General features: G+C 71.2%; 20 protein-coding genes and 2 pseudogenes. 11 read left to right on the forward strand and 11 right to left on the reverse strand.

From position 1 onward, the window contains the following. Positions 1-44 precede the first annotated feature (44 nt). On the reverse strand, positions 45-2,447 hold the full coding sequence (gene lon / locus ACFQVC_RS11575; protein WP_381829752.1) for an endopeptidase La: 2,403 nt from the start codon (positions 2,445-2,447) through the stop codon (positions 45-47). Between the two features lie 131 nt (positions 2,448-2,578). Between lon and ACFQVC_RS11580 the strand changes: the two genes are divergently transcribed. Both ACFQVC_RS11580 and ACFQVC_RS11585 read left to right on the forward strand, forming a co-directional pair. After that, positions 2,579-3,379 (forward strand): GNAT family N-acetyltransferase, encoded by an 801-nt coding sequence (locus ACFQVC_RS11580; RefSeq protein WP_381829754.1) that lies wholly within the window; start codon positions 2,579-2,581, stop codon positions 3,377-3,379. 75 nt (positions 3,380-3,454) lie between these two features. Beyond that, entirely contained in the window at positions 3,455-4,234 is a 780-nt protein-coding gene (locus ACFQVC_RS11585) for an SAM-dependent methyltransferase (RefSeq protein ID WP_381829756.1), read from the forward strand. A gap of 84 nt (positions 4,235-4,318) precedes the next feature. Here ACFQVC_RS11585 and ACFQVC_RS11590 read toward each other — a convergent pair whose 3' ends face one another. From ACFQVC_RS11590 to ACFQVC_RS11605, 4 genes and pseudogenes are all read right to left on the reverse strand, one after another. Then, complete coding sequence (locus ACFQVC_RS11590; RefSeq protein ID WP_381830527.1) at positions 4,319-5,467, reverse strand: methyltransferase; 1,149 nt, start codon at positions 5,465-5,467, stop codon at positions 4,319-4,321. 28 nt (positions 5,468-5,495) lie between these two features. Next, a pseudogene (locus ACFQVC_RS11595) lies at positions 5,496-6,232 on the reverse strand (rhomboid-like protein). A 48-nt stretch (positions 6,233-6,280) separates the two neighbouring features. Continuing rightward, positions 6,281-6,730, reverse strand: coding sequence for a TetR family transcriptional regulator C-terminal domain-containing protein (locus ACFQVC_RS11600; protein ID WP_381830529.1), 450 nt, complete (start codon positions 6,728-6,730; stop codon positions 6,281-6,283). A gap of 3 nt (positions 6,731-6,733) precedes the next feature. Beyond that, positions 6,734-6,997, reverse strand: a pseudogene (locus ACFQVC_RS11605) (TetR/AcrR family transcriptional regulator); the annotation flags it as partial. Positions 6,998-7,087: 90 nt separating this feature from the next. Between ACFQVC_RS11605 and ACFQVC_RS11610 the strand changes: the two are divergent. From ACFQVC_RS11610 to ACFQVC_RS11640, 7 genes are all read left to right on the forward strand, one after another. Further along, positions 7,088-8,389: an MFS transporter gene (locus ACFQVC_RS11610; RefSeq protein ID WP_381829758.1), complete on the forward strand. Its 1,302-nt coding sequence runs from the start codon at positions 7,088-7,090 to the stop codon at positions 8,387-8,389. Positions 8,390-8,457: 68 nt separating this feature from the next. Then, a complete protein-coding gene (locus ACFQVC_RS11615; protein WP_381829760.1) occupies positions 8,458-10,233 on the forward strand; it encodes a glycoside hydrolase family 3 protein in 1,776 nt (591 codons plus the stop codon). Positions 10,234-10,366: 133 nt separating this feature from the next. After that, positions 10,367-11,053: a spermidine synthase family protein gene (locus ACFQVC_RS11620; protein WP_381829762.1), complete on the forward strand. Its 687-nt coding sequence runs from the start codon at positions 10,367-10,369 to the stop codon at positions 11,051-11,053. A 100-nt stretch (positions 11,054-11,153) separates the two neighbouring features. Continuing rightward, entirely contained in the window at positions 11,154-11,891 is a 738-nt protein-coding gene (locus ACFQVC_RS11625; RefSeq protein WP_381829764.1) for a response regulator transcription factor, read from the forward strand. A 145-nt stretch (positions 11,892-12,036) separates the two neighbouring features. After that, complete coding sequence (locus ACFQVC_RS11630; RefSeq protein ID WP_381830531.1) at positions 12,037-13,092, forward strand: HAMP domain-containing sensor histidine kinase; 1,056 nt, start codon at positions 12,037-12,039, stop codon at positions 13,090-13,092. A gap of 314 nt (positions 13,093-13,406) precedes the next feature. After that, on the forward strand, positions 13,407-17,267 hold the full coding sequence (locus ACFQVC_RS11635; RefSeq protein ID WP_381829766.1) for a multifunctional oxoglutarate decarboxylase/oxoglutarate dehydrogenase thiamine pyrophosphate-binding subunit/dihydrolipoyllysine-residue succinyltransferase subunit: 3,861 nt from the start codon (positions 13,407-13,409) through the stop codon (positions 17,265-17,267). Positions 17,268-17,745: 478 nt separating this feature from the next. After that, complete coding sequence (locus tag ACFQVC_RS11640) at positions 17,746-17,925, forward strand: DUF6104 family protein (RefSeq protein WP_128557595.1); 180 nt, start codon at positions 17,746-17,748, stop codon at positions 17,923-17,925. Here the strand turns inward: ACFQVC_RS11640 and ACFQVC_RS11645 are convergent. Next, positions 17,922-18,722, reverse strand: a complete 801-nt coding sequence (locus tag ACFQVC_RS11645) for a hypothetical protein (protein ID WP_381829768.1) — start codon at positions 18,720-18,722, stop codon at positions 17,922-17,924. The genes ACFQVC_RS11640 and ACFQVC_RS11645 overlap by 4 nt on opposite strands. Positions 18,723-18,903: 181 nt before the next feature. Here ACFQVC_RS11645 and ACFQVC_RS11650 point away from each other — a divergent pair, with 181 nt between their 5' ends. After that, positions 18,904-19,824 (forward strand): DUF4097 family beta strand repeat-containing protein, encoded by a 921-nt coding sequence (locus ACFQVC_RS11650; protein ID WP_381829770.1) that lies wholly within the window; start codon positions 18,904-18,906, stop codon positions 19,822-19,824. Between the two features lies 1 nt (position 19,825). Next, complete coding sequence (locus tag ACFQVC_RS11655) at positions 19,826-20,860, forward strand: PadR family transcriptional regulator (RefSeq protein WP_381829772.1); 1,035 nt, start codon at positions 19,826-19,828, stop codon at positions 20,858-20,860. A 38-nt stretch (positions 20,861-20,898) separates the two neighbouring features. Here the strand turns inward: ACFQVC_RS11655 and ACFQVC_RS11660 are convergent, their stop codons facing one another. The 5 genes from ACFQVC_RS11660 to ACFQVC_RS11680 all read right to left on the reverse strand — a co-directional run bounded on the left by ACFQVC_RS11660 (position 20,899) and on the right by ACFQVC_RS11680 (position 25,035). After that, the gene (locus ACFQVC_RS11660) at positions 20,899-21,444 is read right to left on the reverse strand and encodes a Clp protease N-terminal domain-containing protein (RefSeq protein ID WP_381829774.1); all 546 of its coding nucleotides are present in this window, start codon (positions 21,442-21,444) and stop codon (positions 20,899-20,901) included. Beyond that, on the reverse strand, positions 21,444-21,653 hold the full coding sequence (locus tag ACFQVC_RS11665; protein ID WP_381829776.1) for a helix-turn-helix domain-containing protein: 210 nt from the start codon (positions 21,651-21,653) through the stop codon (positions 21,444-21,446). Before ACFQVC_RS11665 ends, ACFQVC_RS11660 begins: the two co-directional genes overlap by 1 nt. Before the next feature lie 132 nt (positions 21,654-21,785). Then, on the reverse strand, positions 21,786-22,748 hold the full coding sequence (locus ACFQVC_RS11670) for a zinc-binding dehydrogenase (RefSeq protein ID WP_381829778.1): 963 nt from the start codon (positions 22,746-22,748) through the stop codon (positions 21,786-21,788). 149 nt (positions 22,749-22,897) lie between these two features. Next, on the reverse strand, positions 22,898-24,463 hold the full coding sequence (locus ACFQVC_RS11675; protein ID WP_381829780.1) for an alkaline phosphatase D family protein: 1,566 nt from the start codon (positions 24,461-24,463) through the stop codon (positions 22,898-22,900). Beyond that, positions 24,460-25,035, reverse strand: a complete 576-nt coding sequence (locus ACFQVC_RS11680; protein ID WP_381829782.1) for a phosphoesterase — start codon at positions 25,033-25,035, stop codon at positions 24,460-24,462. The genes ACFQVC_RS11675 and ACFQVC_RS11680 overlap by 4 nt, the downstream gene beginning before the upstream one ends. Between the last annotated feature and the right edge of the window lie 156 nt (positions 25,036-25,191).

Genomic DNA, 25,191 nt, shown 5'->3' on the forward strand with positions numbered 1-25,191 from the left:
CGACCGGAGTCACGCTGCTCACGCCGCGACCGGAACCGCACCGCTCACGCCGCGACCGGCACCTCCACCTCGGCTCTCGCGAGGGCCAGTTCGAGTACCTGGCGGACGTCGTTCACCGGGTGGACCTCCAGCTTCTCCAGGACCTCCGCGGGTACGTCGTCCAGGTCCGCCTCGTTCCGCTTCGGGATGATCACCGTGGTGACCCCGGCGCGGTGCGCGGCGAGCAGCTTCTGCTTGACGCCGCCGATCGGCAGGACGCGTCCGGTCAGGGACACCTCGCCGGTCATCGCCACGTCCGTACGGACCAGACGGCCGGAGAGCAGTGACGCGAGCGCCGTCGTCATCGTGATGCCCGCGCTCGGGCCGTCCTTCGGCACCGCGCCCGCGGGGAAGTGGATATGCACACCCCGGTCCTTGAGGTCGGCGACGGGCAGTTCCAGCTCGGCGCCGTGGGAGCGCAGGAAGCTCAGCGCGATCTGCGCCGACTCCTTCATCACATCACCGAGCTGACCGGTCAGGGTCAGTCCCGACGCACCCGTCTCCGGGTCGGCGAGGGACGCCTCGACGAACAGGACGTCGCCGCCCGCGCCGGTGACCGCGAGCCCGGTGGCCACGCCGGGCACGGCGGTGCGCCGCTCGGCCGGGTCCTGGGCGGACTCGGGTACGTGGTGCGGCCGGCCGATCAGGCCCCGCAGATCCTCGTCCCTGACGGTGAACGGCAGCTCCCGCTCGCCGAGTTCGCTCTGCGCCGCGACCTTGCGGAGCAGCCGCCCCACGGACCGTTCGAGGTTACGGACACCGGCCTCCCTGGTGTACTCGCCGGCCAGCTTGCGCAGCGCGGACTCCTCCAGGGTGACCTCGCCCTCGCCGAGTCCGGCCCGCTCCAGCTGGCGCGGGAGCAGATGGTCCCGGGCGATGACGACCTTCTCGTCCTCGGTGTAGCCGTCCAGGCGGACCAGCTCCATCCGGTCGAGCAGGGCCTCGGGGATCGCCTCCAGGACGTTCGCCGTGGCGAGGAACACCACGTCGGACAGGTCGAGTTCGACCTCCAGGTAGTGGTCGCGGAAGGTGTGGTTCTGCGCCGGGTCGAGGACTTCGAGCAGGGCCGCGGCCGGGTCGCCGCGGAAGTCGGAGCCGACCTTGTCGATCTCGTCGAGCAGGACGACGGGGTTCATGGAGCCCGCCTCCTTGATGGCGCGGACGATACGGCCGGGCAGCGCCCCCACGTAGGTACGCCGGTGCCCGCGGATCTCCGCCTCGTCGCGCACGCCGCCGAGTGCGACGCGCACGAACTTGCGGCCCATCGCGTGCGCCACGGACTCGCCGAGCGAGGTCTTGCCGACGCCGGGCGGGCCCACCAGGGCGAGCACGGCACCGCCGCGCCGCCCGCCGACCACGCCGAGCCCCCGGTCCGCGCGCCGCTTGCGCACCGCCAGGTACTCGGTGATCCGCTCCTTCACGTCCTCCAGGCCCGCGTGCTCGGCGTCCAGGACGTTCTGGGCGCCCTGGATGTCGTACTCGTCCTCGGTCCTCTCGTTCCACGGTAGTTCGAGGACGGTGTCGAGCCAGGTGCGGATCCAGGAGCCCTCGGGCGACTGGTCACTGGAGCGCTCCAGCTTGTCGACCTCCTTGAGGGCGGCCTCGCGCACGTGCTCGGGCAGGTCGGCGGCCTCCACCCGGGCCCGGTAGTCGTCGGACTCCTCGCCCTCCGACTCGCCGTTGAGCTCGCGCAGCTCCTTGCGCACGGCCTCCAGCTGGCGCCGCAGCAGGAACTCGCGCTGCTGCTTGTCGACGCCCTCCTGGACGTCCTTGGCGATGGACTCCGCCACGTCCTGCTCGGCGAGGTGGTCGCTGAGCAGCTTGGCGGCGAGCTTGAGACGGGCCACCGGGTCGGCGGTCTCCAGGAGTTCGACCTTCTGCTCGGTGGTCAGGAACGGCGAGTACCCGGAGTTGTCGGCCAGCTGGGAGATGTCGTCGATCTGCTGAACGCGGTCCACGACCTGCCAGGCACCGCGCTTCTTCAGCCAGGTGGTGGCGAGCGCCTTGTACTCCTTGGCCAGCTCGGCCACTGCGCCCGGAAGCGGGTCGGGCACGGTCTCGTCGACCTCGATGCCCTCGACCCACAGGGCGGCACCGGGTCCGGTGGTGCCCGCGCCGATCTTCACGCGGCGGCGGCCCTTGATGAGCGCGCCCGGGTCACCATCGGCGAGCCGGCCCACCTGCTCCACGCTGCCGAGGACGCCCGTGCCCGCGTAGGTGCCGTCGATCCGGGGCACGAGCAGCACCCTGGGCTTTCCGGTCGAACCGCGCGCGGCCGCTTGTGCGGCCTCCACCGCGGCTCGTACATCGGGATCGTTGAGGTCGAGCGGAACGACCATTCCGGGCAGCACGACCTCGTCGTCGAGCGGCAGCACGGGCAGAGTGAGCGATGCGGACGTCGATGCCATGATCTCCCCTTCGGCAGTCAAGTTGAGTTATACGCACTCAATGCTGGTGAGCCTGGAGTTGTTCCCCGGGCCGCGTTCGCTATGAGCGATCAGGGATTCTCCAGGCCTGTGCGCTGCGCTGTAATACCCCTATGACGGATTCACCTATTACTAACTCGCGCGCGGCCGATGGTACGGGCCCAGGTACGGCCGGAGGTCCGGCTGGAGGTCAAGCCGGAGACCGGGCCGGGGCTCCCGAAGCTCCCGTCGCCGATCTCGTACGGTCCTGGATCGACGGCTGGGTCGTCTCACGGCAGGCGGCCGACCCCGTCGAGGCGCCCTGGGGCTGGAGCATCGACGTCGGCACCCCGAAGGAAGTGGACCGGCAGCTGCTGCCCGCAGGCGACGAGGCGACCGTGCGCAAGGCCGCCGAGACCTGCGCGGCGCCCGGCCGCTGGCTGAAGGTGTTCCTGCCCGGAGTTCCGGTCGGGCCCGGCGACAGAGGCGCCCCCGAGCGCCTCGTCGGCCCCTGGCTCGGCCCCGAGTGGGAGCTCGACATCATCGGGTTCCTGATGACCACGCCCCTCGTGCACACGCCCCTTGAGCAGACGCACGCGCGCGTGCCTGATGACTACCGGCAGCGGACCTGGCTGCGCGGCGGCGTCATCCGCACCGCGGTGTTCGCCCCCGACGGCTCGCTCGCCGCCCGCGGCCAGATGGCGCCGACGGGCCCCACCGCGGTCGCCGACCAGATCTGGACCTCACCTCACCACCGCCGCAAGGGCCTCGGCTCCCTGGTGATGCGCACCCTGCACAACACCGCGCTGGAACACGGCGCCCGCACCGGCGTCCTGGTCGCGTCCGAGGAGGGCCGGGCCCTGTACGAGTCGATCGGCTGGCACACCCACGCACCCATGGTGAGCACGTACGTGCCCTCCGTGAACGGCAGTTGAAACAGTCGGGAGCACGCCGCGAAGAGACCCGGGGGCACCGCGACACACCGCACCCGGCTTGGGCATGATGCGGCCATGGACCGACTGCGACAGAAGATCAGCACGATCGCGCACGGCGACCACCCCATCGCCGCACCGCTGCACGACGCCGAGGTGGACAAACTCCTGGACCGGGCGCTGACGCGCGGCGACGAGCACGTCCTCGACCTCGGCTGCGGCGAGGCCCCCTGGCTGGTGCGCGCGGCAGCCGGGCGCCCCGGGGTGCGGGCCGACGGTGTCGACCTGAGCGAATCGGCCCTCGACCGCGGCCGCGAGCACATCGCGGCGGCCGGCCTCAGCGACCGCGTCACGCTGCATCTGCAGGACGCCGCCGATTACCGCGCCCCGCACCAGTACGACCTGGTCGTGTGCGTCGGCGCCACGCATGCCTTCGGCGGGCTCCTGCCCACCCTGGAGGCGTGCCGCAAGCATGTCGCGCCCGGCGGCACCGTGCTGATCGGCGACGGCTTCTGGGAGCGCGCCCCCGGGCCCGAGACGCTCCGGGTCGGCTTCTCCGAGGAGGAGTTCATGGATCTGCCGAACACCGTCGACCAGGTCGTCCTCGACCAGTGGATCCCGGTGTACGGACATGTGAGCACCCTCGACGAGTGGGACGACTACGAGTGGTCGTGGACCGGCTCGCTCTCCCGCTGGGCCCTCGACCACTCCGACGACCCGGACAGCGCCGAGGCGCTGCAGACGGCCGCCCAGCACCGCACCGACTGGCTGCGCGGCTACCGCGGCACGCTCGGTTTCGTGACGATGCTGCTGCGCCAGGAGAGCCGGCCCGAACCCCACACCCTGTTCCGCCACTGACGGCTCCGGGAAAGGGCCCCACCTCCCGGAAGGCACCTCCCGGAAAGGGCGCCACCTCCCGGAAGGCACCTCCCGGAAGGGGCCTCACCGCCCGGAAGGGGCCTCAACTCCCAGCCGCCACAGCGACGTCACCTCGCCCGACCGGGCCTCGTGCAGCGGATCCGAGCGGTCCGTCGCACGCGGGTGCCGGGGCGCGGTGTCCAGGCGCCCGAGCACCCGCAGGCCCGCGGCCGCGATCAGGTCCACGAGTTCCGTGCGCCCCCGGAGGCCGAGCCGCTCCCCCAGGTCCGAAAGCACCAGCCACGCCTCACCGCCCGGCAGCAGATGGTCCGCCGCCCCGTCCAGGAAGCCGCGCAGCATCCGGCTCTCGGGGTCGTACACCGCGCGGTCGAGTGCGGTGCGGGGCCGGGCGGGCAGCCAGGGCGGGTTGCAGACCACCAGGTCCGCACGCCCCTGCGGGTAGAGATCGGCCTCCTGTACGTCGATGCGCTCGCTCAGACCGAGCCGCCCGGCGTTGTCCCGCGCACAGGCCACCGCGCGCGGGTCGAGGTCCGTGGCGACGACCCTGCGGACACCGCGACGGGCGAGCACCGCGGCGAGCACCCCGGTGCCCGTGCCGAGGTCGAAGGCCGTCGCCGCCGACGCGGGCAGCGGCGCCTCGGCCACCAGGTCGACGTATTCGCCGCGCACCGGCGAGAACACCCCGTAGTGCGGATGGATCCGCCCGCCGGGGCCGAGCGCGGGGATCTCCACGCCCTTGCGGTGCCATTCGTACGCGCCCACGAGCCCGAGCAGTTCCCGCAGCGAACCCGCTCCCGGGCCCTGCGCCGGCGGCCCGTACGCGTGCGTGCAGGCCTCGCTCACCTCGGGCGCACCGCGCAGGGCGACCGTCCAGCCGTTCTCGTACGGAATCAGGAGCAGGCCCAGAATCCTTGTCCTGCGGGCCTGTTCGCGCCGCTGCAGATGGAAGGCCTCACCCGGCGAACCGGCCTGCGCACCCGCCTGCGGCGCGGACCGTCCGCGGCCCTCGGCGCGGCGCCCGAGCGAAGTGAGCAGGCGTCGCGCGGACTGGTAGTCGCCGCGCCACAGCAGCGCCGTGCCCTCGCAGACATGGCGGTACGCGGCCGCGACGCCCATCCGGCTGTCGGCGGGCACGACCCGGCGCGGCGGCGGCGTCCCGTTCTGCGCGTACCACCTCGCGGAGCGCTGTTCGGCGCCTTCCGTCCACTGCATGACCTGCGTATCGGCTGCTTGCACAGCCCTATTGTGCGGCGAACCCGGAGTCGCGCGGCACGCGCCGCAGGAGGGGCCAGGTGGCGACCCCGATCGCCAGGGACAGCAGATGCCCCCAGTTGGTCATCGGGTCGGTGAAGGCGATCAGGTCGTCGACCAGGAACGCGCCGAGCCCGCCGAGGAGCAGCCAGCGCAGCCAGGGCCTCAGCAGTCCCGAGAGCGCGCCGGCCGCGGCCGTGACACCGAAGCTGATGCCGTAGTCGAGTCGGTGCAGGGAACTCTCCGGCAGATGGCCCGCCAACACCGAGAGCCCGACCGGGATTTCGGTGACGAGGGTCGCCACCCCGTGCCCGAGAGGAAGACGCCCGCGGCCCGCCAGGAGCCGACGCGGCGCTCCAGGGCGGTGAGTACGAGCAGAAAGCCGAGCGCGTACGGAGAGGTGACACCGCCCGCGATCCACAGGGCGCTGGCGACCAGGACGAACACGGGGCGGTCCGCGAGATGCGCCACATCGGTGCTCGAACCCTGCAGCACCGCGTCGAGCACCTGGGGGTCCGCGTACGCGGCGAACGTCGAGGTGAGGACGAGGACGACCGCGTACCCGAAGGTGAAGGGCGTGCCGGTGGGGGTGGGGAGCAGCCAGGCCACACGGCCCCTGGCCGAGGCGCGGCGGGTGTTCGTCAGCGTCGTCACGCCTGCCGCACCGCCTCTCCCAGAACCTTTCGGTCGAAGCGTACGTATCGAACCTGCGCCTGGGGCAATCAGTTGCTGTGACGTGCACCACGACAGGCAACCCGCCCGCCGCGCACCGCGTCACGCGTCGTCCGGCAGCCCCGATCCGTCGACGGTGAGCGTGCGCAGGGTGCGGTCGAGGTAGCGGCGGAAGCGGTCGACCATGTCGATGCCGTCCGGGTCGAGGATCCACTGGATCTGCAGCCCGTCCATGACGGCGAGCAGTTCGCCCGCGCTCGCCTCGCAGTCCGTTCCGGCCTTCAACTCACCGCTCCTGACGGCCCGTTGGAGGATCTCCGCGGTGGTGGCGAGGGCGCGTTCGTAGCGCACCTTGAAGTACGAGTGGGCCGGGTGGCCGGGGTTGCCCGACTCCCCCACCAGGACGTTGAACATCCGCACAAGGCCGGGACGGCGGCTGTTGACCCCGGCGAGGTCGAGCAGGCGGGTGAAGAGTTCGCGCGCGCAGTCGAGTTCGTCGGCGAAGAGTCGCTCCACATCGTGCTGTTCGCTGCGTTCAAGAACTGAAAGCAACAGATCTTCCTTGCTGCGGAAGTGATGCAGCAGCCCACCTTGGGTAATTCCGACATCCTTCGCGATCCGGGCCAGCGACGAGGCATGGAACCCCCACTGCGCAAAGTGCTCGACGGCCGTGTCGAGGATCCTCGCGCGCCGTTCGTCCCCCACCGCATAGGTACCTCGACCTGCTGTTTTCTGGCTCTTCTGCCCTGGATTAGCCGCCATGGCGACCACTCTAATCGGCGCGCGGGACGCGGAAGTTGGCTGTGACCCAGGCCACATTTCCAATACCTACCACCCACTCGGTTTTCGCGTTTAACCTTTGGCCGCAGGTGCGGCAAGGAAGCCGCCCCCGTCCCCTGGAGAGCCGCCATGGCCGTCACGCACGACGCCCCGCTCGGCGCCGAGAAGCCCGAGTCCTCCGCTCCCTCGCACGCCTCCGAGAACGCCCCCGAGAACGCCCCGGCCAAGCTCGTCTTCGGTCTGGCCTTCGCCCAGCTCGGGGTCTATCTGGCCGTACTCACCCCGGTCATCGTCACGCTCGCCCTGCGCGTCGCGCAGATCGTCCCCGAGGCCGAGAAGGGCGCGGCCCTCGGCAAGGTGCTCTCCATCGGCGCCGTTCTCGCGATGATCGGCAACCCGCTCTTCGGCGCCCTGTCCGACCGCACCACCAGTCGTTTCGGGCGTCGCAGGCCCTGGCTGATCGGCGGCATGGTGGTGGGCTTCGGCGGCCTCCTCGTGGTCGCCACCGGCACCTCGGTGCTCACCCTCACACTCGGCTGGTCCCTGGCCCAGCTCGGCTGCAACGCCGCGCTCGCCGCCGTGACCTCCTGCATCCCGGATCTGATCCCCGACCACCAGCGGGCCAGGGTCTCCGGCGTCGTCGGCATGATGATCTCGGTGTCGATGGTGATCGGCTCGTTCCTCGCCCACGCCTTCAGCTCGTCACTCGCCCTGGCCTTCGTCGTGCCGGGCCTGATCGGCGTCATCGCCGTCTGCTATCTGGCGGCCGTGATGAAGGACCGCCCCGCCAGGGCCGGCGCCTTCGCGCCGTACGGCGTCAAGGAGTTCTTCGGCAGCTTCTGGGTCAACCCGGTCAAGCACCCCGACTTCGCCTGGAACTTCGCCAGCCGCTTCCTGGTCTTCACCGGCGCCGCCTGCGTGACCAGCTACCAGGTGTACTTCCTGACGGACCGGATCGGTATCGCCGCCGACGACGTGGCCTCGAAGATGTTCACCGGCACCCTCCTGATGGTCGCCGCCGTCATCGCCGGCTCCCTCCTGGGCGGCCAGCTCTCCGACCGCTCGGGCCGCCGCAAGCCGTTTGTGCTCGGTGCGGCCGCGGTCATGGCGCTCGGTCTGTTCCTGATCGCGATGGCGCAGTCCTTCACGGTGTTCCTGCTCGCCCTGGTCGTCTTCGGCTTCGGCGAGGGCCTCTACCTCGCGGTCGACCTGGCCCTCGCGGCGGCCGTCCTGCCCGACCCGGAGACCTCGGCCAAGGACATGGGCGTCCTCAACATCGCCAACGCCTTCCCGCAGTCCCTGGTCCCGATGGTCGCCCCGTTCCTGCTCGCCCTGGGCGGCGGCGGCAACTACGGCGCACTGTTCCTCTTCGGCGGTATCGCGGCGGCGCTCGGCGCGGTCCTGGTCCAGCTGATCCGCTCGGTCAAGTAGCCGGTCGAGCAGCCCATCAAGCAGCCGGCCGGGCAGCCGTCCCGGCAAGCGCATTCAGGAGTACGGCCATGAGCACCACCCCCGCGTACCAGAACCCCGAACTCCCCGTCGCCGAGCGCGTCGAGGATCTGCTGGCCCGGATGACCCTGGAGGAGAAGGCAGGTCAGCTGTTCCAGGACATGCTGACGATGAACCCCGACGGCTCGCCCGTCGAGGAGACCGACGGCGCCCTGCTGCCCTCCAGCACCAGCGAGCTGATCGAGCGCAAACAGCTCACGCACTTCAACCTGCTCGGCCAGTACGGCCCGCGTGAGATGGCCCTGTGGCACAACGCGGTCCAGGAGATGGCGGAGGGCACCCGTCTCGGCATCCCGGTCACGCTCTCCACCGACCCGCGCCACTCGTTCACCGACAACATCGGGGCGTCCTTCAACTCCGGTGCGTTCTCGGCCTGGCCGGAGCCGCTGGGTCTGGCGGCGATCGGCGACCCGGAGCTTGTGCACCGGTTCGCGGACACGGTCCGCCGCGAGTACCTGGCCGTCGGCTTCCGTCTCGCCCTGCACCCGCAGATCGACCTGGCCACCGAGCCGCGCTGGTCACGCCAGTCCGGCACCTTCGGCTCGGACGCCCGGCTCACGGCCGAGCTGGCCGCCGCGTACATCAGCGGACTTCAGGGCGACGAGCTCGGCCCCGAGTCCGTCGCCGCGATGGTCAAGCACTTCCCCGGCGGCGGCCCGCAGAAGGACGGCGAGGACCCGCACTTCCCGCACGGCAAGGAGCAGATCTACCCGGGTGGCCTGCGCGAACACCACCTCGAACCCTTCAGGGCGGCCGTCGCGGCCGGCTGCTCGCAGATGATGCCGTACTACGGCCAGCCGGTCGGCACCGACTGGGAAGAGGTCGGCTTCGGCTTCAACAAGGGTGTGATCACCGGCCTGTTGCGCGGGGAGCTCGGCTTCGACGGCATCGTCTGCACGGACTGGGGCCTGCTCAACGACCTGCCGATCTTCGGGGAGCCGCACGCGGCCCGCGCCTGGGGCTGTGAGCACCTCACGGTCGCCGAGCGCGCCGCGAAGTCACTGGCCGCGGGCGCCGACCAGTTCGGCGGCGAGCAGTGCCCCGAGGTGATCGTCGACCTGGTCCGCTCGGGCCTGGTCCCGGAGTCCCGGATCGACGACTCCGTACGCCGTCTGCTGCGCGAGAAGTTCGTCCTCGGCCTCTTCGACCGGCGCCGTGTCGACCCCGATCTCGCCGAAGAGACCGTCGGGGCGGCCGAGTTCACGGCGGCGGGCGCGGCGGCACAGCGGCGTTCGTTCACGGTCCTGACCAACACGGAGTCCCTGCTGCCGCTCTCCGGCCGGCCCCGGCTCTACGTCGAGAACGTGGACGTGGCGGTGGCCGCGGAGTACGGCGAGGTCGTCACGGAACCCGAGCGGGCCGACCTCGCGGTACTCCGGCTCCGTACCCCCTACGAGGACCGCCCCGGCGCGTTCGAGGCCTTCTTCCACTCCGGCTCCCTGGAGTTCCCCGAGCCGGAACTCAAGGAAATCCTCGGCCTGTTGGAGACCGTCCCGACGCTGGTCTGCATCAACCTGGAGCGCGCCGCGGTGCTCCCGGAGATCGCCGCGCGGGCGGCTGCGCTGGTGGCGGAGTACGGGGCGAGTGACGCCGCGCTGCTCGATGTGGCGTTCGGCCGGGCGGCGGGCGAGGGGCGGCTGCCCTTCGAGCTGCCGCGCTCCATGGCTGCGGTCAGGGCCTCGCGCCCCGACGTTCCCAACGACACCGAGGACCCGGTGTTCGCGCACGGCCACGGGCTGGCCGCGCAGGAGCCGCGGGGCGCCTGATCCGCCCCGCGAGGAGGAGGACCCGGCTCGTGGGGGGCCGGGCCTCCTCTTCCCCGGTCCCGGAAAAACCGCCCCCGAGTCCCGGGAAAGACCACTCCCGCCCCCGGTCCGCCCTTGATGCAGGATGGGGGCCATGCACGACCGCCACACCCCAGAGCACCCCGTCACCCTGGACCGCCGCACCGGCCCCCACGGCGAAGTGGTCCTCCGCAAGCACGGCGACCTGCTGCAGATCATCGCCAACGGCACGTTCCTGATGGACACTTCGGACGGCCGCTCGGAGCGGCTGCTCGTGGACGCCGCCCGCGACGCCCTGGACGACCGGCCCGCGCCGCACGTACTGATCGGCGGCCTCGGCGTCGGCTTCTCCCTGGCGCACGCCGCCGCCGACCCCCGATGGGGACGTATCACCGTCGTCGAACGCGAGGAGGCCATCATCGACTGGCACCGCGACGGCCCGCTGAAACCCCTCTCCGCCACGGCACTCGCCGACCCCCGCACCCGGATCCTGCACGCCGACCTGCTCGCCCACGTCCACGATCCGGCCGCGCGGACCTACGACGCGCTCTGCCTGGACATCGACAACGGCCCGGACTGGACCGTCACCGAGGGCAACGACAGCCTCTACTCACCGTCCGGTCTCGCCGCCTGCGCCGAGCGCCTCAACCCCGGTGGTGTGCTTGCCGTGTGGTCCGCGCAGCCCTCTGCCGGATTCGAGAAGGCTTTGCGCAATGCCGGTTTCGAGAGGGTACGTACAGAGGAAGTCCCCGTTGTCCGTGGCGTTCCTGACGTGGTGCATCTCGGCGTCAGGGCTGCGTAGCCGAGGTGCGGTCACTGCCCGTACTCTGCTGACCGAACACGCGGGATCTTTACTGCAGATCCACCGAAGGCATTCAAGGCGCATCTTCAGGGGCGGGGCCATGGAGCAGACACACACCTCCCACAACGGCACGGCGCCCACGCCGGGTGCCCAGCGCCGGGTTCTGGTGGTCGAGGACGATCCGACGATCGTCGACGCCATCGCGGCACGGCTGCGGGCCGAGGGCTTCCTGGTGCAGACCGCGGTCGACGGACCGGCCGCCGTGGACACCGCGGAGGCGTGGCAGCCGGATCTCATGATCCTCGACATCATGCTGCCCGGCTTCGACGGACTCGAGGTCTGCCGCCGGGTCCAGGCACAGCGGCCGGTACCGGTACTCATGCTGACCGCGCGTGACGACGAGACCGACATGCTCGTCGGTCTCGGCGTCGGCGCCGACGACTACATGACGAAGCCTTTCTCGATGCGGGAGTTGGCGGCCCGGGTGCACGTACTGCTGCGCCGGGTGGAGCGGGCGGCCCTGGCCGCCACGACTCCGCGCAGCGGCATCCTCAGGCTCGGCGAGCTGGAGATCGACCACGCGCAGCGGCGCGTGCGGGTACGGAGCGAGGACGTCCACCTCACACCGACCGAGTTCGATCTCCTCGTCTGCCTGGCGAACACCCCGCGGGCGGTGCTCTCACGCGAGCAGCTCCTCGCCGAGGTGTGGGACTGGGCGGACGCGTCGGGCACCAGGACGGTCGACAGCCACATCAAGGCGCTGCGCCGGAAGATCGGCGCGGAGCGGATCCGCACGGTGCACGGGGTGGGGTACGCCCTGGAGACCCCGACTCCGTGAGGGGGCCGGCATGAGCGGCGGCGGCCTGTGGGGTGTGCCGCCACGCAAACCGAAGGAGAACGCCCTGCCGCAGAAGGGCACGGGGGCGCAGGGCCCGCTCGGGCAGCGCCTCCAGGTGCTGCAGAAGCTGTACGACCTGCAGGACCTGCGCCCGTTCTCGATCAAGACGAAGCTCGGCGCACTGGTGGTCGTCTCGGTCTTCATCACCACGGGCCTGCTGATGATCGCCGTGCGCACCAGGACCGAGCTGCGCTTCATCACGGTCTTCTCGATCATCGCGACACTGCTGATCACGCAGTTCGTGGCGCACTCGCTGACCGCGCAGCTCGACGACATGAGCACCGTGGCCCGGTCCATCTCGCACGGCGACTACACCCGCAGGGTGAGCGGCGCCGACCGGCGTGACGAGCTGGGCGACCTGGCCACCACGATCAACCGCATGGCCGACGACCTGGAGGCGCAGGACCAGCACCGAAAGGAGCTGGTGGCGAATGTCTCGCATGAGTTGCGCACCCCCATCGCGGCGCTCAGAGCGGTCCTGGAGAACGTGGTGGACGGGGTGTCCGCCGCCGACCCGGAGACCATGCGCACGGCCCTGAAACAGACCGAGCGCCTCGGCCGCCTCGTCGAGACGCTGCTCGATCTGTCCCGCCTGGACAACGGCGTCGTCCCGCTGAAGGCCCGCCGCTTCGAGGTGTGGCCCTATCTCTCCGGCGTCCTCAAGGAAGCGCAGCTGTCGGGCGCGGCCGCGGCGCAGCGCCAGGGCATGCCGTCGGGCTCGGGACGGCATACGCGTACGGACGTCCATCTCCATCTCGACGTATCGCCGCCGGAGCTGACCGCGCACGCCGACGCGGAGCGCCTGCACCAGGTAGTGGCGAATCTCATCGACAACGCCGTGAAGCACTCGCCGCCGCACGGCCGGGTCACGGTCCGGGCCCGCCGCGGCGAGGGCCCCGAGTCCCTCGACCTGGAGGTCATGGACGAAGGTCCCGGCATCCCGGAGTCGGAGTGGCACCGCGTCTTCGAGCGCTTCAACCGCGGCTCGGCCTCCACTCCGCACGGTCCTGGCAGCGACGGCGGTACGGGTCTCGGCCTGGCCATCGCCCGCTGGGCGGTGGATCTGCACGGCGGCCGGATCGGGGTGGCCGAATCCACTCGTGGCTGCCGGATCCAAGTAACCCTTCCGGGCATCCCGTGACGTCTGGCGTTGACGTAGGGTTCGAAACGGAAGCACAAGATCTTCGACTCTTCGAATCCTCAAGCGGGGATGCCACGAGGATCTACGTGCTCTGAGCCAAGGGTGCGGGTCTCCGACGGGCCGCAGCCGCGGGGCGACCTGCCCGGCCACAGCGGAACCTCGCTTGTTTCCCGCCATTTCCGGCCCCGAAACACGAGATCCGATGTGACTTACGCGACCAAAGGCCCGCCCGGTCTGCACCTCTCGGCCCCGGAGGCGTAGCCTTTATTCCCGCTGTCCATCACCTTGTGAAGCGGAAGAGGGCGGTTACCGCCGTGTCGCCACAGTCCCCCAGTAACTCGAGCATCTCGACCGAGACCGACCAAGACGGCCAGGGGAAGAAGAACCCCGCCGCAGCCTTCGGTCCCAACGAGTGGCTCGTCGACGAGATCTACCAGCAGTACCTCCAGGACCCGAACTCGGTTGACCGAGCCTGGTGGGACTTCTTCGCCGACTACAAGCCGGGGGGCGCCGTAGCCGCTCCGGCCAAGCCGACGCAGGCTCCCGCCTCCTCCGGTACCGCGGCCGCGGGGGCCGCGGGCACCAGCACGCCGAGCGCTCCCGCAGGCTCCTCGACGCAGACCCCGGCCCAGGCCGCCCCCGCCGCCCCGGCGAAGCCCGCGGCGCAGGCCGCGCCGGCCGCCGCTGCTCCGGCCGCTCCGGCCCAGGCCCCCGCCCAGACGAAGCCCGCGGCCCAGGCCGCGCCCGCCGCGAAGCCGGCCGCCGCGGCGCCCGCGAAGAAGGCCGAGCCGGCCGCCGAGGCCCCCGCAGGACCCGAGCTGGTCACCCTGCGCGGCCCCGCCGCCGCCGTGGCGAAGAACATGAACGCCTCGATCGAGGTGCCCACGGCCACGTCCGTGCGCGCGGTCCCGGTGAAGCTGCTCTTCGACAACCGCATCGTCATCAACAACCACCTCAAGCGCGCCCGCGGCGGGAAGATCTCCTTCACGCACCTCATCGGGTACGCGATGGTGCAGGCCATCAAGGCCATGCCGTCGATGAACTACTCCTTCGCGGAGAAGGACGGCAAGCCGACCCTGGTCAAGCCGGAGCACATCAACTTCGGCCTCGCGATCGACCTGGTCAAGCCCAATGGCGACCGGCAGCTGGTTGTAGCGGGCATCAAGAAGGCCGAGACCCTGAACTTCTTCGAGTTCTGGCAGGCCTACGAGGACATCGTCCGCCGCGCGCGCAACGGCAAGCTCGGCATGGACGACTTCCAGGGCGTCACGGTCTCGCTGACCAACCCCGGCGGCCTCGGCACCGTCCACTCCGTGCCGCGTCTGATGCCCGGTCAGTCGGTCATCATGGGCGTCGGCTCCATGGACTACCCGGCGGAGTTCCAGGGCACCAGCCAGGACACCCTGAACAAGCTCGGCATCTCGAAGGTCATGACGCTCACGTCGACCTACGACCACCGGGTCATCCAGGGCGCCGCCTCCGGTGAGTTCCTGCGGATCGTGTCGAACCTGCTCCTCGGCGAGGACGAGTTCTACGACGAGATCTTCAAGGCCCTGCGGATTCCGTACGAGCCGGTCCGCTGGCTCAAGGACATCGACGCCTCGCACGACGACGACGTCACCAAGGCCGCCCGCGTCTTCGAGCTGATCCACTCCTACCGGGTCCGCGGCCATGTCATGGCCGACACCGACCCGCTGGAGTACCGCCAGCGCAAGCACCCCGACCTGGACATCACCGAGCACGGCCTCACCCTGTGGGACCTGGAGCGGGAGTTCGCGGTCGGCGGGTTCTCCGGCAAGTCGATGATGAAGCTGCGCGACATCCTCGGCGTCCTGCGCGACTCCTACTGCCGCACCACCGGCCTGGAGTTCATGCACATCCAGGACCCGAAGCAGCGCAAGTGGCTGCAGGACCGCATCGAGCGCTCGCACGCCAAGCCGGAGCGCGAGGAGCAGCTGCGCATCCTGCGCCGGCTGAACGCCGCGGAGGCCTTCGAGACCTTCCTGCAGACCAAGTACGTCGGCCAGAAGCGGTTCTCCCTGGAGGGCGGCGAGTCCGTCATCCCGCTGCTCGACGCGGTCATCGACTCGGCCGCCGAGTCGCGCCTGGACGAGGTCGTCATCGGCATGGCCCACCGCGGCCGCCTGAACGTCCTCGCCAACATCGTCGGCAAGTCGTACGCCCAGATCTTCCGGGAGTTCGAGGGCAACCTCGACCCGAAGTCGATGCACGGCTCCGGCGACGTGAAGTACCACCTGGGCGCCAACGGCACCTTCACGGGCCTGGACGGCGAGCAGATCAAGGTGAGCCTGGTCGCGAACCCGTCCCACCTCGAAGCCGTCGACCCGATCCTGGAAGGCGTCTCCCGCGCCAAGCAGGACATCATCGGCAAGGGCGGCACGGACTTCACGGTCCTGCCGATCGCGCTGCACGGCGACGCGGCCTTCGCGGGCCAGGGCGTCGTGGCCGAGACCCTCAACATGTCGCAGCTGCGCGGCTACCGCACCGGCGGCACGGTCCACGTCGTCATCAACAACCAGGTCGGCTTCACGGCCGCCCCGGAGTCCTCGCGCTCGTCGATGTACTCCACCGACGTGGCCCGCATGATCGAGGCCCCGATCTTCCATGTGAACGGCGACGACCCGGAGGCCGTGGTCCGCGTGGCCCGCCTGGCCTTCGAGTTCCGGCAGGCGTTCAACAAGGACGTGGTCATCGACCTCATCTGCTACCGCCGCCGCGGCCACAACGAGTCGGACAACCCGGCGTTCACACAGCCGCTGATGTACGACCTGATCGACAAGAAGCGCTCGGTGCGCAAGCTCTACACCGAGTCCCTCATCGGCCGTGGCGACATCACGCTCGAAGAGGCCGAGCAGGCCCTGCAGGACTACCAGGGCCAGCTGGAGAAGGTCTTCACGGAGGTCCGCGAGGCCACCTCGCAGTCCGCGCCCGGCCATGTCCCGGACGCCGAGGCCGAGTTCCCGGTGGCGGTCAAGACGGCCGTCTCCCAGGAGGTCGTCAAGCGGATCGCCGAGTCCCAGGTCAACATCCCCGACCGGGTCACCGTGCACCCGCGGCTGCTGCCCCAGCTGCAGCGCCGCGCGGCCATGGTCGAGGACGGCACGATCGACTGGGGCATGGGCGAGACCCTCGCCATCGGCTCGCTCCTCCTCGAGGGCACCCCGGTGCGCCTCGCGGGCCAGGACTCGCGCCGCGGCACCTTCGGCCAGCGCCACGCGGTCCTCATCGACCGTGAGACGGGCGACGACTTCACGCCGCTCCTGTACCTCTCGGACGACCAGGCGCGTTACAACGTCTACGACTCGCTGCTCTCCGAGTACGCGGCGATGGGCTTCGAGTACGGCTACTCGCTCGCCCGTCCCGAGGCGCTCGTGATGTGGGAGGCGCAGTTCGGCGACTTCGTCAACGGCGCGCAGACGGTGGTGGACGAGTTCATCTCGTCCGCCGAGCAGAAGTGGGGCCAGCACTCCGGCGTCACCCTGCTCCTTCCGCACGGCTACGAGGGCCAGGGCCCGGACCACTCGTCCGCGCGCCCCGAGCGGTTCCTGCAGCTCTGCGCCCAGAACAACATGACGGTCGCCATGCCGACGCTGCCGTCGAACTACTTCCACCTCCTGCGGTGGCAGGTGCACAACCCGCACCACAAGCCGCTGATCGTCTTCACCCCGAAGTCGATGCTGCGCCTGAAGGCCGCGGCCTCCAAGGCGGAGGAGTTCACGACGGGCGGCTTCCGTCCCGTCATCGGCGACGCCACGGTCGACCCGGCCGCCGTCCGCAAGGTCGTCTTCTGCGCGGGCAAGGTCTACTACGACCTGGAGGCCGAGCGGCAGAAGCGCGGTGCGAACGACACGGCGATCCTGCGCCTGGAGCGGCTGTACCCGCTGCCGGGTCAGGAGATCCAGGAGGAGCTCGCCAAGTTCCCGAACGCCGAGAAGTACCTGTGGGCGCAGGAAGAGCCGGCGAACCAGGGCGCGTGGCCGTTCATCGCGCTCAACCTGATCGACCACCTGGACCTGGCGGTCGGCGCCGACGTCCCGCACGACGAGCGCCTGCGCCGTATCTCGCGCCCGCACGGCTCCTCGCCGGCGGTGGGTTCCGCGAAGCGGCACCAGGCGGAGCAGGAGCAGTTGATCGCCGAGGTCTTCGACGCGTGACGCTGCGCTGAGCTCGGCTCAGTTCTTCGGTGGGCCCGTGCCCCCCTTCCCAGGGGGTGCGGGCCCACTGTCATGCGCACCTGGCGTGCGGCGCGTGGGGCGTGGGGGTCGCACCTGGCGTGCGGCGCGTGGGGTGTGCGGGTCGCACCCGGCGTGCGGCGCGTGGGGCGTGGGGGTCGCACCCGGCGCGCGGCGCGTGGGGCGTGGGGGTCGCACCCGGCGCGCGGCGCGTGGGGCGTGGGGGTCGCACCCGGCGTGCGGCGCGTGGGGTGTGCGGGTCGCACCCGGCGTGCGGCGCGTGGGGGTGCACCCGGCGTGCGGCCCGTGTGAATCGCACCCGGCGTGCGGCCTCCGCAATCGCCCTGCGGGCTCGTCCTCAAACGCCGGACGGGCTGCTGGGGGAACCGCCCCTCGGAGCACGGCCCGCAGCTCCGGCTCCGGGGCGGGCTGACGAGGCGGCCCCGCATATCCTGGAGCCATGTACTTCACGGACCGTGGCATCGAAGAGCTGGAGAAGCGGCGGGGCGAGGAGGAGGTCACCTTTGAGTGGCTTGCCGAGCAGCTGCGGACGTTCGTCGATCTGAACCCCGACTTCGAGGTGCCGGTCGAGCGCCTCGCCACCTGGCTGGCCCGCCTGGACGACGAGGACGAGGACTAGTCGCTCGCCGGGAACCGGGCACGGGCCAGGCCCGCCGCCCCGTACGCGAGCAGCAGCGCCCCCGCGGCGATCCAGCCCGCACTGCGCCGCCGCAGCCCCCACACCGTGACCGGCAGACCCGCGGTCAGCTGCGCCACGGCCAGTGTGCGCGGGCCCAACCGGCCGCTGTCGGCGTCGAGTTCGGCACGTACGACCTCGCGCCAGCCCGCCCACTCGACCTCCTCGACCGCGGGCAGCGCTTGCGCGGCGGCGCGCAGCCGGTCCGCGCCGGCGCCGGGGGCCAGGCCCGCGGGCACGGTGAGTCCGGCGCGGGTGAGGACCGCGACCAGTCCGAGCAGCCGGGCCCTGGCGTCGGCACCCGAGTCGGGCCGGGTCAGTGATTCGAGGGACTGCATGTCGAGGACCGGGTCGAGACCGAGGCGGGCGGCGAAGGTGCGCATCGCCTCGTCCTCGCCGACGGGCGTGCCGTTGGCCAGCCATTCGTAGCCGACACCGCGCCGGAATCCGGACGCCAGGGTGCAGCCGCCGCGGTCCGCGTCCCACCACAGGGCGAGCACCGGCCAGGGTGCGCCGACGGCGAGGGCGGTGGCCCAGCCGGACAGCACCCGGTCGACGGGCTCTTCGCCGTGCAGCCAGAGCGCGCCCTCCGGCACGAGGACGCTCCATTCGGGGCCCGCGGCGGCGAGCAGCAGCCGTTCGCGCAGCAGCTGGGCGGCGGGGCCGACGGCCGCGGGTTCGGCACGGCAGAACAGCAGCCCGCCGGTGGCTGCGGGGACGGGGTCGGGCGGTGTCAGCACAGCACCACGCTAGGTCAATTCGCCCATATCGGCTCATGCGTATCGCGCACATCGGGCGTACCGGGTCACCGCCCGGCCCTGACGTCACCGCCCGGCCTTGACTTGGGGCATCCGCGATATATCGTGTATTGAATGAAGACGCGATATGGCGCGTCAAGACCGGCCGGAGGAGGTCAGCACCATGGCAGAGTCGGCAGAGTCCACGTGGGAAATCGCTGAGCCGCAGAAGCTCGCCTTCGACGAACCGGTGACCGCGCTCCATGTGCGCGTCGTCAACGGCACGGTCAATGTGATGGGCACCGACGAGGACGCCGCCCGCCTCGAAGTGACCCAGCTCGACGGCCCGCCGCTGATCGTGACCCAGGAGGGCGGCACCCTCACCGTCGCCTACGACGACCTGCCCTGGAAGGGCTTCCTCAAGTGGCTCGACCGCAAGGGCTGGCGGCGCCACGCGGTGGTCTCCCTCGCCGTGCCGTCGGGCACCGCGGTCGAGGTGGGCACGGTCGGCGCGGGCGCCATGGTCTCGGGCATCGACGGCCGGACCACGGTCAAGGGCGTGGCCGGCGACACCACCCTCGTCGGGCTCTCCGGCAGCGTCCGCGCCGAGACGGTCAGCGGCAATGTCGAGGCCCAGGCGGTCACCGGCGAGCTGCGCTTCCACTCGGTCTCCGGCGACCTGACCGTGGTCGAGGCGACCGGCCCCTCGGTCAAGGCGGACTCCGTCAGCGGGGACATGATCGTCGACCTCGGCCCCTCCGGCCGGTCCACCGACGTCAAGCTCACCAGCGTCTCCGGCGAGATCGCGATCCGGCTCCCGCACCCGGCGGACGCGGTGGTGGAGGCCGACACCACGAGCGGTACGGTCTCCAACGCGTTCGAGGATCTGCGGGTCGGCGGCGAGTGGGGCGCGAAGCGCATCACGGGCAAGCTCGGCGCGGGCACCGGCGTCCTCAAGGCGACCACCGTCTCGGGCTCCATCGCTCTGCTGCGCCGCCCGCAGGAGGAGCGTTACGAGCCGGACGGCCCTCCCGGCAACCCCTCCGACAATCCGCCGGCGGACACCCCGCCCGCCGGCGACGGCACGACCGGGAAGGTGCTCTGACATGCCCCCCGTCTTCGCCCACGGGCGCCTGCGCCTCTACCTCCTCAAGCTCCTCGACGAAGCCCCCCGGCACGGGTACGAAGTGATCCGGCTTCTCGAAGAGCGCTTCCAGGGCCTGTACGCACCCTCGGCGGGCACCGTCTACCCGCGCCTCGCCAAGCTGGAGGCCGAGGGCCTGGTCACCCACGCCACCGAGGGCGGCCGCAAGGTCTACTCGATCACCGACGCGGGCCGTGCCGAACTGGCCGACCGCAGCGGCGAGCTGGCCGACCTCGAGCTGGAGATCCGCGAGTCCGTCGCCGAGCTGGCCGCCGAGATCCGTGACGACGTGCGTGGCGCGGCGGGAGATCTGCGGCGGGAGATGCGGGCGGCGGCCGGCGAGGCCCGGCGCAAGCCGTCGTCGTCGGCGACGGGCGACTGGGAGAGCGGCTTCGGCGACAAGGAGGCCTGGCGGGTCGCGAAGGAGGAACTGCGCCGCGCGAAGCAGGAGTGGAAGGAGCAGGCCCGCCGCGCCAAGGACGAGTCACGCCGGGCCCGCGACGAGGCACAGCGCGCCCGCCGCCAGGCCAAGGAGGCGCAGGAGGAGGCCCGCGAGGAGGTGCAGCGCATCGCCAAACGCGTACAGGAGCAGGTGCAGGACCACTTCACGCGCGGCGACTGGCCCACGGGGCTGCGGGAGGGCCTCGCGGAGATCTCCAAGGAGTTCGCCCGGTTCGGCAAGGGCGGCGCCACCGGCGCGGCCCCGAAGGGCGCGGGCACGGACGCGCAGACGTCCAACGCCGCCCCGGCGGACACCGGGACGGCGGACACCGGGACACCGGCCGAGCCGCCGACCGAGCCGGAGTGGGCCAAGGAGGACTCCACCGGCGACCCGGCCCGCGACCTGGAGCGCCTTCTGGACCGCTTCCGCGACGACATCCGCGACGCGGCCCGCGACCACGGCGTGACGGAGTCCCAACTCCGCGATGCCCGCCGCCACTTGTCCACCGCCGCGGCCCACATCGGCGCGGCCCTGCGAGGCGGCGGAAAGGGCTGAACCACGGGGTCAGGTGAACCGAAGGGGCCCGGGGAGACTCACCCGGCCCCGACCACCCGCGTCACCGCGTCGTAGGAAGCACCGTGCGCCGCCAGCACATCCCGTACGACCCCGGGCCTGGCGGCAAGCGCGAGCAGCAGGTGTTCGTCGCCGATGCACTTCTCCTTGCGGGCGAGCGCGATCCGCAGGGACTGTTCGAGGACGCCCTTGGCCCCGGGCGTGAACGGGCGGTGCCCCGTGAGCCGGCGCCGTCGCTTGCCGTCCCGCGCCAACGCCCCTTCCCCGTGCGCCTCTTCGATCCGCGAGACGATCGCCCCGACATCGATCCCGAGGCCGGCCAGGGCCTCCTCGTCGGCCGGTGACACTCCCCCGCGCCGCCGCGCCTCGGCCAGAGCGATGGCCACCGCCTCGCGCCGCTCGGCGACACCGAGGGCGCTGAAGACGAACGCCGCCTTCGTGCCCTCGGCGTCGAGGAGGGCGAGCAGCAGATGCTCTTCGGTGACGGTCACGGCGTCGGCCCGCTCGCAGTGCCCGACCGCCCCCTTGACCGCAGCCCTGGCCCCTTGCGTGAACCGCTCGAACATCACTGCCTCCCGTACTTCTTGTGCACGGCCTGTCTGCTCACTCCGAGCGCGGCGGCGATCTCCTGCCACGACCAGCCCTGATTGCGGGCGCTGCGCACCTGGACGGCTTCGAGCTGTTCGAGCAGCCGCCGCAGTGCGGCGACCGCCCGCAGCCCTACGCGTGGATCGCGATCTCCGGCTCGCTCCGCGAGATCCGTTGCCTCGGTCATGACGTCAACTTACGTTGACATTCGACCGATGTCAACCTTCGTTGACAGGCAGGGCGGACCGGGCGGACGGGATGGCCTGGACAGACAGGACGGCCAGGACGGACAGGCCAGACAGGGGGGCGGCGACAGCTGTCACACCGTGAGCACGATCTTCCCGAACTGCCCGCCCGCAGCCATCCGTTCGAAGCCCTCCCGGGCCCGGTCGAGCGGAAGGACCTCGTCGATGACGGGACGTACGCCGGCGGTGGCGCAGAAGGACAGCAGATCCTCCAGCTCGTCCTTGGTGCCCATGGTCGAGCCGACGATCTTGAGCTCCAGGAAGAAGACCCGGGTCAGCTCGGCGTGCGAGGGCCGGTCGCCGCTGGTCGCGCCGGAGATCACCACGGTGCCGCCGGGCTTGAGGGACTTGATGGAGTGCGACCAGGTGGCCGCGCCGACCGTCTCGATCACCGCGTCCACCCGCTGCGGCAGCCGGGCGCCGGACTCCAGGGCCTCCACCGCGCCCAGTTCGAGCGCCCGCTTGCGCTTGGCCTCGTCGCGGCTGGTGGCGAAGACCCGCAGGCCTGCCGCCTTGCCGAGGACGATCGCGGCCGTGGCGACACCGCCGCCCGCGCCCTGCACAAGCACCGAATCACCGGGCCGTACACCGGCGTTGGTGAAGAGCATGCGGTACGCGGTCAGCCAGGCGGTCGGCAGACAGGCCGCCTCCTCGAAGCTCAGCTCCTTGGGCTTGGGCAGCAGATTCGCCGTGGGCACGCTCACCTGCTCGGCGAACGTGCCCTGGTACTTCTCCGTCAGGATGGAGCGGGGCTCACCGGGGCCGAAGCCGATACCGGACTGCCCGATGACGGAGTGCAGGACGACCTCGTTGCCGTCGGCGTCGACACCGGCGGCGTCACAGCCGAGAATCATGGGGAGTTTGTCCTCGCCGAGGCCGACTCCCCTCAGGGACCACAGGTCGTGATGGTTCAGGGAGGCGGCCCTGACGTTGACGGTCGTCCAGCCGGGGCGTTCCTCGGGGGCCGGACGCTCCCCCAACTCAAGGCCGTTGAGCGGCTGGTCACGGTCGATGCGGGCGGCGTAGGCAGCGAACATGACGCCGACGATATTGCGGTGCGGGGTGCCACGGAACCATGCCCATGTGTGACACCCCGCACCCACCCGTCCCTTCTGGCCACGTCAGAGCCACATCAGAGCCACGTCAGCGCGCCCTCGGTGCCTGCCGTGACCCGGCCGAGCCGCGGTCAGTCCCGCCGGTACTGCGCCGGCGAGCCCTTCGTCGCCTCGTCCTCGTACGAGCCGGCCTTGCCCCGGTCCACATGGAACGACGTCAGCGTGGAGACGGCCGAGGCCGGATCGCGCCGGTCCCCGATCACCCGCATATGGGCCGAGAACCGCTCGGGCGTGACCTCGTACACGTCATAGCCGTAGCGGTTGCCCTCGAAGTACTTGAGGTGCGGGTTGGCCTTGCCCATGAGCGGCCCGTTGGTCTGGTTCCAGTCCGCCGAGTACGCCCCCGACGTCACCGAGTGCGCCGTGAACTCCGTACCGACGAGCGGGGACGACGGGTCGTCGAAGTCCACACGGATGTCGTCCACGAAGGCCGAGTGCCAGTCACCGGTGATCACCACCAGGTCTTCGAGGCCCGAGCCGTGCACATGACCGAGGACCTCCTTGCGCTCCGCGAGGAAGCCGTCCCACTGGTCGGTGAACATATACGGGCCGCCGGGCTTGCCGCGCAGCTGGCTCAGCATGATCGAGTTGGCCCAGACGTGCCAGGCGTCGGGCGCGTTGTCGACGCCCTTCTTCAGCCAGGACTTCTGCCCCGCGCCCAGGATCGTGCCGTCCGGCAGATTCTGCGCCGAGCGGTACGAACGCAGATCGAGGACGGTCAGTTCCAGCAGATCGCCCCACTTGCGCACCCGGTGGATCTCCGGGTCGGGCAGCGCCGAGCCGCCGAAGCTGTCGCGGTGCGGCATGTGCTCGAACCACGCCTGGTACGCGGCCGCGCGCCGTTTCATGAACGGCGCCCCGCCGCCCGTACCGCTGTAGTCGTTGACCACCTCGTGGTCGTCCCAGGTCAGGAACCACGGATGGGCCGCGTGTGCCTCGCGCAGGGAGGCGTCGCCCTTGTAGAGGGCATGGCGCTTGCGGTAGTCGGCGAGGGTGAGGATCTCCGGGCCGTCGTGGTCGCGGACATGCTCCTCGGGTACGCCGCCGACCTGGCCGTGCTCGTAGATGTAGTCGCCGAGGTGCACCACGAAGTCCACGTTCTCGCGGGCGATGCCACGGTGCGCGGCGTAGTAACCGTCGTGGAACGCCTGGCAGTTGGCGGCCGCGAAGCGGACCGTGCCGACGCTGCCGACGGGCGCCGTCCGGGTCCGCCCGACGCGGCTCGCCTTGCCCAGGGCCTTGAAGGCGTACCAGTAGTGCCTGCCCGCGCGCAGACCGCTCACCGGGACGTGCACGCTGTGCCCGAGCGTGGCCGACGCCGGCGCCTTGCCCCGTGCGACGACCCGGCTGAGCGCGGCGTCCTCGGCCACCACCCACTCGACCTCGACCACCTCGGGCAACGGCTGCTCGGCGGCGAGCGGCTCGGGCGCGAGTCTGGTCCAGAGCACGACACTTGAGGGCTGCGGATCACCGGAGGCCACCCCGAGCGTGAAGGGCGCCGCGTCGTACCGGGCACCGAGCGCCTCGGCGGCCTCACGGGCCTGCGCCGGGGTCAGGCCGACGGTCAGCGGCCAGACGGCGCCGAGCGCTCCGGCGGCGCCCGCGGCCTTCAGCAGATCACGGCGGTTGAGGGTCACGAGGCGCTCCCGGCGGTCAGAGTGAGGGAAAGGGCATCCGCGTAGCCGTCGTTGGAGGTGCCGCCCCCGGTGCGGGTGAAGACGAGCAGCACCCGCGCACTGCGCGCACCGGGCGGCACGGCGGCCGAGGCTTTCCGCTCCACCATTCCGGTACGGCCGCCACGCTCGGCGGCGGCCACGGGCCCGAGGACGCTCAGCGCGACCGGGGTGCCCTTGGCGTCCCTGAACTCCACGGACAGCCGGACGCCGTCCTCCTGCGCCGCGTAGCCGCCGAGCCAGCCGGCCACGGTGTAGCGCACCTTGCCCGCGTCCACGGCGGCCCGCCCGGTCGCCCCGTCCGCGGGCAGGGATATGTCCTGCAGCAGTGCCGTACGCGGGGAGTTGCCGCCCGAGAAGAACCGGCTGCCGCGCTGCCCGGGACCGGGGTCCGAAGGCGTCGGATAGCCACCGCCCAGGCTGTAGGGGATCAGCGCCGGGGCGCCCTGCGCGACCCTCCAGCCGGTGACCGAGTCGACGGGGTCCGCGCTGCCGCCGGGCCCTGACTCGGCATCGCCGTTGACGACGAGATTCACGCACGCCTCCTGTGGTGAGGTGAGTTGGCGCCGGAATCACACCAGCCGCACATGAACCACCGGAAGACCTGCAGCGAACCTTTTCTCTCCAACCTGTCCAGACAAGTGCCGCCCCAGGCCCATGCCTGCCCTTGGCGGCGGAACAACGGAAGGGCC

Origin of the sequence: Streptomyces monticola, from assembly GCF_042665355.1 — a bacterium.
GTDB classification, from domain to species: domain Bacteria; phylum Actinomycetota; class Actinomycetes; order Streptomycetales; family Streptomycetaceae; genus Streptomyces; species Streptomyces monticola.

Bases quoted from the DNA above. Each gene is read 5' to 3' on its own strand.
- ACFQVC_RS11655 (WP_381829772.1), top strand. From the start codon at position 19,826: ATGCCCCCCGTCTTCGCCCACGGGCGCCTGCGCCTCTACCTCCTCAAG.
- ACFQVC_RS11640 (WP_128557595.1), top strand. From the start codon at position 17,746: ATGTACTTCACGGACCGTGGCATCGAAGAGCTGGAGAAGCGGCGGGGC.
- ACFQVC_RS11650 (WP_381829770.1), top strand. From the start codon at position 18,904: ATGGCAGAGTCGGCAGAGTCCACGTGGGAAATCGCTGAGCCGCAGAAG.
- lon (WP_381829752.1), bottom strand. From the start codon at position 2,447: ATGGCATCGACGTCCGCATCGCTCACTCTGCCCGTGCTGCCGCTCGAC.
- ACFQVC_RS11590 (WP_381830527.1), bottom strand. From the start codon at position 5,467: ATGCAGTGGACGGAAGGCGCCGAACAGCGCTCCGCGAGGTGGTACGCG.
- ACFQVC_RS11610 (WP_381829758.1), top strand. From the start codon at position 7,088: ATGGCCGTCACGCACGACGCCCCGCTCGGCGCCGAGAAGCCCGAGTCC.
- ACFQVC_RS11665 (WP_381829776.1), bottom strand. From the start codon at position 21,653: ATGACCGAGGCAACGGATCTCGCGGAGCGAGCCGGAGATCGCGATCCA.
- ACFQVC_RS11620 (WP_381829762.1), top strand. From the start codon at position 10,367: ATGCACGACCGCCACACCCCAGAGCACCCCGTCACCCTGGACCGCCGC.
- ACFQVC_RS11580 (WP_381829754.1), top strand. From the start codon at position 2,579: ATGACGGATTCACCTATTACTAACTCGCGCGCGGCCGATGGTACGGGC.
- ACFQVC_RS11660 (WP_381829774.1), bottom strand. From the start codon at position 21,444: ATGTTCGAGCGGTTCACGCAAGGGGCCAGGGCTGCGGTCAAGGGGGCG.
- ACFQVC_RS11615 (WP_381829760.1), top strand. From the start codon at position 8,458: ATGAGCACCACCCCCGCGTACCAGAACCCCGAACTCCCCGTCGCCGAG.
- ACFQVC_RS11585 (WP_381829756.1), top strand. From the start codon at position 3,455: ATGGACCGACTGCGACAGAAGATCAGCACGATCGCGCACGGCGACCAC.
- ACFQVC_RS11670 (WP_381829778.1), bottom strand. From the start codon at position 22,748: ATGTTCGCTGCCTACGCCGCCCGCATCGACCGTGACCAGCCGCTCAAC.
- ACFQVC_RS11625 (WP_381829764.1), top strand. From the start codon at position 11,154: ATGGAGCAGACACACACCTCCCACAACGGCACGGCGCCCACGCCGGGT.